The sequence below is a fragment of the Pseudomonas fragariae (ex Marin et al. 2024) genome (genome assembly GCF_059621105.1).
Genome location: NZ_CM184369.1, coordinates 183,616 through 195,672, shown reverse-complemented (window position 1 = coordinate 195,672; position 12,057 = coordinate 183,616). Strand labels below are relative to the sequence as shown.

The window sequence follows — 12,057 nt, the reverse complement described above, 5'->3', positions numbered from 1 at the left end:
TTTTTCCGGTTGCCTTAGCAATTCTGGGCGGTTGGGCTATAACTAATCAGCTTTCGCAAGTCATGAGGTACAACATGAGCGACGACGACGATATTAAGGACGATCTGGAAGACGACCTGGAAGGCGAAGAGGACGGTGAGGAGCTTGCAGCTGCTCCCGGCGACGACCCGGTCGAAGTAGACGATGACGTTCCGGCACCTGCCGCAAAAGGCAAGGCCAAGGCTGCAGTCTCGGTCGATGAACTGCCCAGCGTGGAAGCCAAGAACAAGGAGCGTGATGCTCTGGCACGTGCCATGGAAGAATTCCTGGCGCGTGGCGGCAAGGTGCAGGAAGTGGAGGCCAACGTGGTCGCCGATCCGCCCAAGAAGCCTGACAACAAATACGGTAGCCGCCCTATCTGAGGCTGCATGACTGTATGAGAAAAGCCCGCCGTCGCTGCGGGCTTTTCTATGCGCGCCTGTCAGTGCGCCTTCAGGCCCAGCGCGCCAGCACCTCGGGCAGTTGCGACAGGTTGTGGATCTCGGCATCGGGCAGTCGATCCGCATCCCAGGCCTTGCCTTGCGGGTTGTACCAGATGGCGCGCATGCCGGCCTGCTGGGCACCTGCGATATCGTCCTTGGGATGGTCACCGACATGCACCGCCGCGCCGGCATCGACCTTTGCGCGGCGCAACGCCTCCACGAACGGTGCCGGATCAGGCTTGCCGATGCCCAGGTCCTCGGCGCACAGCGCGAAGGCAAAGTAGTCCGCCAGCCCCAGACGACGCACATCGGCATTGCCATTGGTAATCACGCCGAGCGTGAAGGTCTTGGCGAGAATTTCCAGCATCGGTTGCACCTCAGGGAAAATCTGCACCTGATGACGGCCCTGCAGGAACACTTCAAAGCCCCGGTCCGCCAGGTCCTGCGCCTCGTCCGGGTCGTAGCCGGCATCTTCGAGCGCATGGAACAGCACGCGGCGGCGCAAGGCGCTGATGCGGTGCTTGAAGGACGGGTCTTCGGCTACCAGACGCGAGCGGATTTCCCACAGGTGCTCGACAGGAACCGCTCCCAGCCTGGGCGCGTGTTCGCCCAGCCAGTCACGCAGCGTGACTTCGGCACCGGCAATGGCCGGGGCGGTGTCCCAGAGCGTGTCGTCAAGATCAAACGTCACCAGCTTAATCATCTGCAGCTCCTTTACGTTTGGCTCGGGGATGGGCGCTGTCATAAACAGTAGCCAAATGCTGGAAGTCCAGGTGTGTATATATCTGCGTGGTCTTGATATCCGCATGACCAAGCAGCTCCTGCACGGCGCGCAGGTCCTGTGACGATTCGAGCAGATGACTGGCGAAGGAGTGCCGCAACATGTGCGGGTGCAGATTCTGCCCCAGCTCTCGCTCACCGGCTGCCTTGAGTCGCACCTGAATGGCGCGCGGGCCGAGGCGCTTGCCTTGCTGGCTGACAAATACCGCGTCGTCCTGCGGATTGGTCAGGGCGCGCAGCGGCAGCCAGACTTCCAGTGCCTGGCGCGCCTTGCTGCCCACAGGCAATACGCGGGTCTTGCTGCCCTTACCCAGCACCTGCACCAGTCCGTCACGCAGGTCCAGCTGGTCCAGATTCAGACCGGTCAGTTCGGAGAGGCGCAACCCTGACGAGTACAGCAGCTCCAGGATGGCTTGGTCGCGGTGCGCCAGGAAATCATCTTCAACGCCGCCGTCCAGCAATTGCGCGGCGCGGTCGGTGTCCAGGGTCTTGGGCAGACGCCGCTCGCCCTTGGGCGGTGACAGACCGTTTGCCGGGTCGTGCTGGCAGATGCCTTCGCGATTGAGGTACTTGTAGAAGCCGCGCACCGCCGACAGCATCCTCGCCAGGCTGCGTGAAGACTGGCCCTGCTGGTGCTGGCGGGCAGTGAAGCTGCGCAGGTGCTGGATATCCAGGTCACTCCAGCTCGACACCTGTGCCTTCTGGCAATACGCCAGGACCTTACCCAGGTCGCGTCGGTAGGCTTCCAGCGTGTGAGGCGACACCTGGCGCTCACTGCGCAGGTGCATGCAGTAGGCGTCCAGATGCTGATCCATGGCTAGCGAACCGAGCGTAATGAGTGGGCGAAGCGCGGCAGCAGGCGGCTCAGCACGTCGGCGATATAACTGAGGAACAGGGTGCCGACCGAGCTTTTGTAATGCTGCGGATCACGGCTGCCGATGGCCAGCACGCCATGCAGGCCCAGATGATTGAGGCTGGCGATGGCAGTCGAACCGACCTCCTTGCCCTGCTCTGCACCGAACAGAAACGCCAGTTCATGCTCACGCAGCGCGCCGCAGATGATCTTCTCGCCAATCAGGCCGCCGATGGCTTTCTGTGCGTCGGCACCGCTGACCCAGCGCCCCACGGGCATCGGGCTGTCGCTGAACAGGATCAGGCTGACAAAGGGCACCTGGAAGTCCTGACGCAGGCTGTCTTCGACGGCGATGACCAGCTCTTCCAGACTGGTCGCATCCATCAGCGCGAGGTTCAGGCGGCGGGTCTTTTCGAACAGGCGGTCGTTGTCCCGTGCGACGTCCATCAATTGCGACAGGCGATGGCGCATTTCGATATTGCGCTCGCGCAGCAGCTTGAGCTGACGCTCGACCAGCGAAACGGTGTCGCCACGCTGGTGCGGAATGCGCATCGACACCAGCAGCTCGTCGTGCTCGGCGAAGAAGTCCGGGTGCTCGAGCAGGAAGGCGATGACCGCCTCTGCTTCAAGGTCTGGCGCTGCGCTATCGACAGGCGATTCGCAGGGTGTGCCTGTTGAAGCGGGAGGTTGATCGGTCATGGTACTTACTCACTCAAAGACGGACTTGGCCTTCATAGACCCTGACTGCAGGGCCGGTCATCATGACAGAATGTCCCGGCCCAGCCCATTCGATGGACAGGCGCCCTCCGGGCAGGTCGATCAGCAACGGCGAGTCCATCCAGCCCTGGCTGATGGCCGCGACAGCCGCCGCGCAGGCACCGGTACCGCACGCCTGGGTTTCCCCGGCACCGCGTTCCCAGACACGCAACTGCGCACGCTGACGGTCCACGACGTGGAGAAAGCCGACGTTGACCCGGGCCGGAAAGCGCGGGTGATGCTCGATCTTCGGCCCCAGTTCATGCACCGGTGCGTTATTGATGTCATCGACCCGCAGCACAGCGTGCGGATTGCCCATGGACACAGCCGCCATGTCGACATGCTGACCGTCGACGTCAACGGTGTAACAGGTAGCCTGCTCCGCTGCTTCGAAGGGAATCTCTTCAGGGACAAACCTGGGCGGCCCCATATCGACGCTGATCTGCCCGTCGCTGCGGATATCCAGTTCGATGATGCCGCTCTTGGTCTCGACGCGTATCTGCTTCTTGGCCGTCAGACGCTTGTCGAGCACAAAGCGGGCAAAGCAGCGCGCGCCGTTGCCGCACTGTTCGACTTCGGAGCCGTCGGAATTGAAGATTCGATAGCGAAAGTCCACATCCGGGTTGTTCGGCGCCTCGACCAGCAAAAGCTGATCGAAACCGATACCGGTGTGGCGGTCGCCCCATTGTTTGGCGTGCTTGGGCAAGATATGCGCGTGCTGACTCACAAGGTCCAAGACCATGAAGTCGTTACCCAGCCCGTGCATCTTGGTAAAACGCAGCAGCATGGGGATTACTCCGGCAGCAGGCTTTCGCCAGCTAACAGCTCGGCCACGGTTTCGCGACGACGCACTTCAAAAGCCTGGGAACCGTCGACCAGTACCTCGGCGGCACGGCCACGGGTGTTGTAGTTCGAGCTCATGACGAAGCCATAGGCACCGGCTGAATGAACGGCCAGCAGATCGCCCTCGGCCAGCGCCAGCTCGCGACCCTTGGCGAGGAAATCGCCGGTCTCGCAGATCGGCCCGACGATATCGTACGCACGAGGTTCGCTGTCACGCGGACGCACCGCCGTGACATCCATCCAGGCCTGATACAGCGCAGGCCGGATCAGATCGTTCATCGCCGCATCGACGATGGCAAAATCCTTGTGCTCGGTATGCTTGAGGTATTCGACACGGGTCAGCAACGCGCCTGCGTTGGCGACGATGAAGCGTCCCGGCTCGAACAGCAGCCCCAGGTCGCGACCGGCCAGACGCTCGCGCACGGCCTTGATGTAGTCGGCCGCCAGCGGAGGCTCTTCGTCGCGATAACGCACGCCAAGACCGCCACCCAGATCGATGTGATGCAGATGAATGCCGCAATCGCCCAGACGATCGACCAGGGCCAGCAGGCGATCCAGCGCATCGATGAACGGTTCGAGCGTGGTCAGTTGCGAGCCGATATGGCAGTCGACCCCGATCACTTCCAGGTTCGGCAGTTGCGAGGCGCGAATGTACACGTCTTCCGCTGCTGCAATGGCGATACCGAACTTGTTTTCCTTGAGGCCGGTGGAGATGTAGGGGTGAGTGCCTGCATCCACATCCGGATTGACCCGCAGCGATATCGGCGCCCGAACGTTGAGTTCGGCAGCCACTTCCTGCAGGCGCTCCAGCTCGTCGGTCGATTCGACGTTGAAGCAATGCACGCCGACTTCAAGGGCGCGCCGCATGTCTTCGCGGGTCTTGCCGACACCGGAAAACACGATCTTTTCGGCTTTGCCACCCGCCGCTAGCACACGCTCCAGCTCGCCACGCGAGACGATGTCGAAACCGGCGCCAAGGCGCGCCAGGACATTGAGCACGCCCAGGTTGGAGTTGGCTTTTACGGCGAAGCAGACCATATGCGGCATGCCGCTCAGCGCGTCGGCGTAGGCACGGTATTGCGCTTCGATATAAGCGCGCGAGTAGACATAGGTCGGCGTGCCAAAGCGCTCGGCAATGGCAGACAATGCTACCCCTTCCGCGAACAGCTCACCGTCGCGGTAGTTGAAGGCGTCCATTGGAGTCCCTTAAAGGTGCTTGTGCGATTGCGATTTGGCTTGTTCGTCCGGGGTTTTGGTGTCATCCGGCAGATACAGCGGGCCTTTCTGGCCACAAGCTGTAACAAGACAAGCGACCGCGACAAGCGCAGCAAGCGAAGAGATCAGGCGCTTCATGGCGAAATCCTTTGTAAAAGCATTAATTGCGCCCGAGTATACCGACCACCCGGCACCTTGCCTATGCGAGCAGCGTCCCGTCTGGCGGGCCTTTGGCGCGAAAGCCGCAGCAGAGCTATGGTTGATCGGGATTAAAGTGCTCGTGCATCGTCAATGATGAGTAAGCTTTGCATTTGCCTGGCAGCGTCCGTATCTTGCCCCTCTGCGCTATTTGCAGACACTTATCGAGGTTCCCGCAATGAGTTTGACCGAAGCCCGTTTTCACGACCTCGTCGATGCGACGCAGCAGAATATCGAAGACGTATTCGATGACAGTGGTCTGGATGTGGACCTGGAAAACTCGGCCGGTGTACTGACGGTCAAGTTTGAAGGCGGCACGCAGCTTATCTTCAGCCGTCAGGAGCCCCTGCGTCAGCTCTGGCTGGCGGCCAGATCGGGTGGTTTTCACTTCGACTACGACGAAGAGAATCAGTGCTGGGCCTGCGATTCCAGTGATGAACTGCTGAGCGAGATGCTGGAGCGCTTTACCGTCGAGCAGGCCGGTGTCGAACTGGACTTCTCCGAGATCTGATCGTGAGCCAGTCCCCCGTTCGACCGCCCAAGCCGCTTTTCAGCAATGTCAGCCCGGCAGTAGCCTCGCCGTGTATCAGCCTGTGTCGGCTCGATGAGCAGAAGGTTTGCCTGGGGTGCTTCCGTCATGTCGAAGACATCCGCGAATGGCGCTCGGCCGATGACGACCGCCGTCGCCAGATTCGCCATGAGGCCGATCAGCGTCGAGCCCGCGCCGAGGTTGACCAGGCGGCAGGCTGAAACCGCGTCGGGTTGTGTATTTACTGCGCTGTGTTAGTGTCAGGCCTTGCCTCTGCAGACAAGAGGCTCGTCAAACCCCGCCAATTGGTGGGGTTTTGTTTTATTCATGGAGAATAAAGGAGTCTGCCCAGACCATGACCACAGCACCTTCGATCATCCTCACTCGGCTCGACGTACAGCGTCTTGAAAAGTTTATCGCCGACCAGAATGAAGACACACCTGGCATCCAGGCACTGCAGGCCGAACTGGACCGCGCCGACCAGGTGGTTGGCCACGATGAAGTGCCTGCGGGCGTTGTGACCATGAATTCGCGCGTGCATTGCCGCGAAGAAGTCAGCGGCAAGGACTATCACCTCAAGCTGGTTTATCCACAGGATGCGGGCGCAGACGGCACCGTCTCGGTCCTGGCACCAATGGGCTCGGCGCTGCTGGGCCTGCAAATCGGCCAACACATCGACTGGCCTGCACCGGGCGGCAAGACCCTGAAACTGACCTTGCTGGCGGTGGAGTATCAGCCGGAAGCGGCGGGCGAATACGAGTAATCGAAGACGCCGCATCCGCAGAGCGCTTCCGCATTCAAGAGCGGACGCAGAGCGTCCGGAACTGCATTCCCAAGCGGAGCGTGAGGAGCGATAGGCGCACCAGAGAACACCTATCGTGCCAATGCAGCAGGTCAGGCCTGATCCATCGCCTCGTTCAGCAGCTTTTCCAGTTCGGCCTTGTGGCGCAGGAAGAGGATGCTTTGCCCGTGCTTGCCGTCCAGCAGCCCGGACAGGTCCAGGTCGGTGATGTAACAGCGGTAGCGCTGAAGCTCCAGGCGTTTGCCGAGGATTTGCTGTGCGACGGCGGCGTACAGTCGATCGCCGTATTCCAGTTCGGAAAACTCGCTGTTGTCGCAGTACAGGGTGGCGTTCAGTTGCCCTGGCGAGGTTTCCTCGATGATTGCCTGTACGTCGTAAAACGCCTTGTCCGCTGCAGTCGGCGCCGGTCGATGCTCAACACGTCGGGCAGGCCCCGCGCCAGAGGGCAGCAGCTGATAGTAAAGGGTTTCCAGCGTAACCGGCGCGGACGGATCATCCAGCGGTAATGAGGCGCCCCGGCGATAAACCAGCGCGTGAAGAAAGCGCTGCAGCGGCACCAGCAGGCTCTGTTCATCGTGATACGGCAGACGCTGATGCCAGAGCGAATTGTGTTCATCGAGCACGTACAGGTCAGCGTCCGGCTCGTTGACCCGGTAGAACACCTGAATGCATTCCGGCTGACCAAGCGGCAGGATCAGGGCCAGATCGTGGTCATCGAGTGCCTGCGGGTCCAGGTGCAAGGGGCTGTACGACGACAGCTCTTCACCCAGGTACTTGAACAACCCCGGCAGACTGTTGATCACCACATGACCGATCTGCCCCGGCTTCATCTCCAGCACGTGATACTGCTGCTGCACCTGAATCAGGTAACGGTGATTGAGCCGCCTCTCCAGCAACAACCGCGCCGTGCCGATCAGCTCTTCAACACGCTGGGCAATGGCGGGCGCGCGGTTATGGCAGAAGCAGCGCACGTGAATCTGCGGCTGTTTACCGCGCTGCGGCAGGCTGCCGAGCAGTTCGCTCATGCAGTCGAGCAGGGCGTGCGGGCCGTCGTAGCGGCTGACCAGTGTTTCGTTCCAGGTATTGAGGGTGATCTGGTCCAGCGTCAGCACCAGATTTTCCCGGACACCCGCGTAGCTGAGCGAGTCGGTGCGCTCGGTGGTCATCAGAATATTGAGGTCGCGATGATGGCTGAGCGGATCGACGCCGACATTGATCAACAACAGTATCTCACTGGGCGTGCTGGGCATCAGCAACGCCTCATCGCTGACCTCGGGCAGTGGCAGCTGAATGCTCTGCTGCAAGGCGCCCATCAGGTTGAACAGCTCGAACTCGCTCAGGTCACTGGCGCCCGGGTGCAATGCCACACGGGTGGTGCTGTCGATCACGGTATTGCGATGGCACCAGGTCAGCAACTCAAGCAATTCACGGCTGCGTTTGAGCGGTGAGAAATTCGGCCACTCGTGAATGCCCAGATTGCCGTTGTACAAGGCCCACTGGTGCTTGCCGGGCTCGCGCTTGTCGGGGGAGTGGACCAGCGTCAGCGTATCTTCGGCAAGGTCAGGGGCGATGCCCGGGTTAATGAACTCGACCTTGCCCGCCTTGCGTTCAAAAGCCGCATACAGACGCCGACCCAGAATGATCAGGTCGCGAGTGTTGAGGGCGTCGGCAGTGCTTTGCGTTTTGGCGAAGCGGCTCTGAAAGCGATAGCTGTAATTCAGCTCGTTGACCAGTGCGCGGCGCTCGCCGGCCACCTGGCGGACTTTCCACTGGCTGCGGCTGTCGAGCAGCGCCAGTTGACGCTCATCCCAACCCCACTCCGTCGTCAGGCGTTCCAGCAGTTGGCGCTGCCAACCGACGTTGCGCTGGCGGGTCGACCCGGTGAGCTTCTTGTTGACCTTCAGGTACAGGCTGCGGCGCACCAGCTCCAGGCGCTCCGGCTCGTTGCGTGCCTGCAGATGCTCCTCGATGCGCCGGTACACGACCACATAGGGGTCAAGCTCATCCGGGTCCAGCTGATTGGCGAACACCGCTTGCTTGAAACGCAGGCTCAGGCACTGCACGCGGGGATGCTCGCTGGAATAGACCTCGATCAACAGCAGCTTGAGCACAGACTTGTAGGGCGACTCGATGCCTTTGAACAACTGCCATAATCCGGCACCGATAAACTCGGCCGGGGGAATGTGCGACATCGGGCCGAGGTCGAGCACCTCACTGGCGCGAATGAAGCGCTTGCTCAGCAGGGTGTGGGTGTAATCCTCATAGTTCTGCTCTTCATAGACCGGCACCAGCCACCACATCGGGGTGCGCCCGGCGAGCCAGATAGCGGTCCGATAGAACTCGTCGAGCAACAGGTAATGCTGGGTAGTCCCGCAATCGTCCGAGCTGAGCTGCGAATCGCGCTCGCCGCTCTTGAAACGCTGCGGGTCGATCAGAAAAAAATGTGCCTCTGCGCCCATCGTCGCCGCCCAGGCTTCAAGTGCCTGGCATTTCTTGCGCAGTTCGGCGATGGCCTCCGGCTCCAGCTCGCTGTCGTGGCAGACCCAGACATCCATATCGCTTTGTTCAGCCTGGGCCAGTGTACCGAGGCTGCCCATCAGAAACAGGCCATGAATCGGCTGGGGCGGGTTGCCGTGCCGGGCCTTGTAGGAAAAGGAGCGCGTCAGCCGCTGCGCCTCGACCAGGGCCAGTGTGTCCGGTTCGTAATGCGAGACACCGGCAGGCGTGCTGCCGGAAACATAACCGGGCAACAGCGGATGGTTGACGTGAAAGAACAGCGGCAGCAGGGTCAACACGCTCTGCTGGCGGGTCGACATACCTTCCAGCGCACGCGCGTACCGCCCGTCATTGAGCGACAGGAAACGGTTACGCAACTGGCTGAGAACCTTGCGGTCGATGCCCTCATCCAGGTCGGGGCGAATTTCAGGATTACGCGTCATCGCAACTCAAGGCATCTGGCCTGTGCAGGCGTGGAATTACCGAGAAAGATGGCGGAGAAGGTTTGCAGCCGAGAGAAGCGGATTCGGTCGGATGGTTATTCTGGCGCCAACGTCCTGTATCGACTGGCGCGCGGATAAGTGAAGGGCCTGCCACGCTTTTTTGTGCGCAGGCCCTGCGACATTCAGGCGGCTTGCCTGGAGACGTTGAGGATGGTCAGCAAGGATTGGGCATGCTGGGCGGCCTCGAGCCCGAGGCTGGTCAGGTAACCGCCATCGACCTGGGTCGTCAGTCCTTTATCGAAGAGTCTTTGTGCGGCTGCAACGGCCGTGGGCGCCGCTACATGGTGGACTTTGAGGCCTTCCTGGGTGTTTCCCAGATTGAACAGTGCAAGGATTTCCAGTTCGGCAACCAACTCAGGGGTATACGACATAGGTACTCCAGACTTTTTGTAGTAATACGACCTCGCCGGCTGGCGGGTGTGCTCTGGAATCGACGTGTCCGATCTGCGCTCGTCGGTTCTGGATGACCGTTAAAGCCGGTTTGGCGTGTGGCCCCGGAGGATCAAGCGGCAGCGGGGCATTTGCAGTGTAGTCAGCGTCTGAAGTGTTTGCAGCATATATCTTGCTGGCCTGCTCTGACCGCAGGATCACTTTTCCGGCGGCAGGTCGGGCAGGGCGCGCAGCGCTGCTTCATACCATTGCGTGTCGAACGGACGGTCCTGCTCCAGCAAGGCATCGATCTCGATGGCCAGCACATGGGCCATCATTTCAAGAATATCTTCACGCTCATAGTTCACCAGGGTCAGCATGTTGAACACCGCTCTGGCTGCGGGCGGGTTACCGGCTTCGATCTGGTTTTCGATAGCTTCGATCAGCGTCGAGGCAGCAAAGTCTTCTTCGTCATTATCGATGTCGTCGGTCATGGTCACTCCTCAGGTAAGGCAGGCAGTCTAACCGGCGACCTGAAAACAACAAACCCCGGAGGTCCGGGGCTTGTCAGCACATAGCGAAGATCAGTCCGCCGTCGGTTGCCCCATCGGCACGGGCTCTTTGCTGCGCCAGTGCGGCAGGGAGTTCCAGTAGCGCTCGCCCTTGGCATCGTCATACATGCCTTCCCAGCGCGAGATAACCAGCACTGCCAGCGCATTGCCGATCACGTTCAAAGCGGTACGCGCCATGTCCATAATGCGGTCGACACCGGCGATGAACGCCAGGCCTTCCAGTGGAATACCGGCGCTGCCCAGGGTCGCCAGCAGTACCACGAAGGAAACCCCCGGTACGCCCGCGATGCCTTTGGAGGTGACCATCAGGGTCAGCACCAGCATCAATTGCGCGCCAATCGACAGGTCGATGCCGTACAACTGAGCGATGAAGATGGCTGCGATGCTCTGATAGAGCGTCGAACCGTCAAGGTTGAACGAGTAGCCCGTGGGCACCACGAAACTGCAAATCGCCTTCGGTGCGCCATAGGCTTCCATCTTCTGGATCACCCGTGGCAGCACGGTTTCAGAGCTGGCCGTGGAGTAGGACAGAATCAGCTCGTCCTTGAAGATACGCATCAGCCTGATGACCGAAAAGCCGAATGCACGAGCGATCAGCCCCAGCACCACGAAGGCGAAGAAGGCGATGGCCACGTAAACCAGAATCACCAGCTTGGCGAGCGGCAACAGAGAGGCGAAGCCGAAGTTGGCGACAGTCACGGCAATCAGGGCAAACACACCAATCGGCGCGTAGTTCATGATCATGTGAGTGACCTTGAACATGGTCTCCGAGACGCCCTGAAACAGCTTCACCAGCGGTTCACGGACCTCGGCTTGCAGGCTGGAAAGCCCCAGGCCGAACAACACCGAAAAGAAGATGATCGGCAACATCTCGCCGCGCGCCATGGCGGCGAAGATGTTGGACGGGATCAGGTTGAGAATGGTCGCGATAAACGCATGATCGTGCTGAACTTCAGCCGTAGTCTGCTGATACTTGGAAATATCGACGGTGCCCAGTGTGCTCATGTCGATGCCGGTGCCCGGATGGAACACGTTGGCCAGCACCAGCCCCACCAGAATCGCGATAGTGGTCACGACTTCAAAATAGAGAATGGTCTTGAGACCGATACGTCCCAGCTTCTTGGCATCGCCCACGCCCGCGATGCCGACGATCAGCGAGGCGACAACGATGGGAATAACGATCATCTTGATCAGACGAATGAAGATATCGCCTGCGGGCTGCAGGATGTTGGTGATCCACCAGGCCTTTTCTGCGCTGAAATGATTGAGTAGCGCCCCCACAGCGATACCCAGTACCAGTCCGATCAGAATCTGCCAGGCCAGACTCAGCTTTGCCTTCTTCATATTATTACCCTTGTTCAAAGTGGCTTGGGCAAGTCCAAAACCCGTGCACCGAGCATGCTTTTTCACAGCAGTTTCGAGGCAGGAGCTCCCTTTGGAAATGTCCCGAGAAGGTCACCGCAGACGAGCATCCCAGCTCTGTAGCAGGCGAAAAAAGTCGCAACTATTCCCATGGCGCGCGTATACGTCTAATGCCGTAAACGACTACCTCATGCATGATCGGCATACAAATACGGGAGAAATGTGTTGATTTATGTCGCGCGGGAGGATGGCTATTCGGCGCGAAGCTGGCTATTACGTCGCCTTAAGCTGAACGGAGGGATGCGGGACTAATGCCGG

The 12,057-nt window shown here is 60.2% G+C and carries 14 protein-coding genes; 4 read left to right on the top strand and 10 right to left on the bottom strand.

What is annotated here, in order from left to right:
• The first annotated feature begins 74 nt into the window (after window positions 1-74).
• Window positions 75-401, top strand: a complete 327-nt coding sequence (gene sutA / locus AC54XV_RS00910) for a dormancy-specific transcriptional regulator SutA (protein WP_011266246.1) — start codon at window positions 75-77, stop codon at window positions 399-401.
• A gap of 70 nt (window positions 402-471) precedes the next feature.
• On the opposite strand, the gene AC54XV_RS00905 is transcribed toward sutA, so the two are convergent.
• Genes AC54XV_RS00905 through lptM form a run of 6 tightly spaced genes read right to left on the bottom strand, consistent with a single transcriptional unit; the run spans window position 472 to window position 5,046 of the window.
• Window positions 472-1,164 carry an HAD family hydrolase gene (locus AC54XV_RS00905; protein WP_011266245.1) on the bottom strand — a complete coding sequence of 231 codons (693 nt, stop codon included), beginning with the start codon at window positions 1,162-1,164 and terminating at the stop codon, window positions 472-474.
• Complete coding sequence (xerC, locus tag AC54XV_RS00900) at window positions 1,157-2,056, bottom strand: tyrosine recombinase XerC (protein ID WP_003401781.1); 900 nt, start codon at window positions 2,054-2,056, stop codon at window positions 1,157-1,159. The genes AC54XV_RS00905 and xerC overlap by 8 nt, the downstream gene beginning before the upstream one ends.
• A gap of 2 nt (window positions 2,057-2,058) precedes the next feature.
• The gene (locus AC54XV_RS00895; RefSeq protein WP_011266243.1) at window positions 2,059-2,793 is read right to left on the bottom strand and encodes a DUF484 family protein; all 735 of its coding nucleotides are present in this window, start codon (window positions 2,791-2,793) and stop codon (window positions 2,059-2,061) included.
• Between the two features lie 13 nt (window positions 2,794-2,806).
• A complete protein-coding gene (dapF, locus tag AC54XV_RS00890) occupies window positions 2,807-3,637 on the bottom strand; it encodes a diaminopimelate epimerase (RefSeq protein ID WP_003401768.1) in 831 nt (276 codons plus the stop codon).
• A 5-nt stretch (window positions 3,638-3,642) separates the two neighbouring features.
• Window positions 3,643-4,890 carry a diaminopimelate decarboxylase gene (gene lysA / locus AC54XV_RS00885; protein ID WP_496717640.1) on the bottom strand — a complete coding sequence of 416 codons (1,248 nt, stop codon included), beginning with the start codon at window positions 4,888-4,890 and terminating at the stop codon, window positions 3,643-3,645.
• Between the two features lie 9 nt (window positions 4,891-4,899).
• The gene (gene lptM / locus AC54XV_RS00880) at window positions 4,900-5,046 is read right to left on the bottom strand and encodes an LPS translocon maturation chaperone LptM (protein ID WP_002555817.1); all 147 of its coding nucleotides are present in this window, start codon (window positions 5,044-5,046) and stop codon (window positions 4,900-4,902) included.
• A 238-nt stretch (window positions 5,047-5,284) separates the two neighbouring features.
• Between lptM and cyaY the strand changes: the two genes are divergently transcribed.
• From cyaY to rnk, 3 genes are all read left to right on the top strand, one after another.
• Window positions 5,285-5,617, top strand: a complete 333-nt coding sequence (cyaY, locus tag AC54XV_RS00875; RefSeq protein WP_003318093.1) for an iron donor protein CyaY — start codon at window positions 5,285-5,287, stop codon at window positions 5,615-5,617.
• 2 nt (window positions 5,618-5,619) lie between these two features.
• Window positions 5,620-5,856 carry a DUF1289 domain-containing protein gene (locus AC54XV_RS00870; protein ID WP_003318094.1) on the top strand — a complete coding sequence of 79 codons (237 nt, stop codon included), beginning with the start codon at window positions 5,620-5,622 and terminating at the stop codon, window positions 5,854-5,856.
• Window positions 5,857-5,990: 134 nt separating this feature from the next.
• Window positions 5,991-6,398: a nucleoside diphosphate kinase regulator gene (rnk, locus tag AC54XV_RS00865; protein ID WP_003384923.1), complete on the top strand. Its 408-nt coding sequence runs from the start codon at window positions 5,991-5,993 to the stop codon at window positions 6,396-6,398.
• 131 nt (window positions 6,399-6,529) lie between these two features.
• Here the strand turns inward: rnk and AC54XV_RS00860 are convergent, their stop codons facing one another.
• From AC54XV_RS00860 to gltP, 4 genes are all read right to left on the bottom strand, one after another.
• A complete protein-coding gene (locus tag AC54XV_RS00860; protein ID WP_496717636.1) occupies window positions 6,530-9,376 on the bottom strand; it encodes a class I adenylate cyclase in 2,847 nt (948 codons plus the stop codon).
• 182 nt (window positions 9,377-9,558) lie between these two features.
• Window positions 9,559-9,807, bottom strand: coding sequence for a TIGR02647 family protein (locus tag AC54XV_RS00855; protein ID WP_003344490.1), 249 nt, complete (start codon window positions 9,805-9,807; stop codon window positions 9,559-9,561).
• A 216-nt stretch (window positions 9,808-10,023) separates the two neighbouring features.
• On the bottom strand, window positions 10,024-10,299 hold the full coding sequence (locus AC54XV_RS00850; RefSeq protein WP_003344493.1) for a hypothetical protein: 276 nt from the start codon (window positions 10,297-10,299) through the stop codon (window positions 10,024-10,026).
• A gap of 90 nt (window positions 10,300-10,389) precedes the next feature.
• A complete protein-coding gene (gene gltP / locus AC54XV_RS00845) occupies window positions 10,390-11,721 on the bottom strand; it encodes a glutamate/aspartate:proton symporter GltP (RefSeq protein ID WP_003401762.1) in 1,332 nt (443 codons plus the stop codon).
• Window positions 11,722-12,057 lie beyond the last annotated feature (336 nt).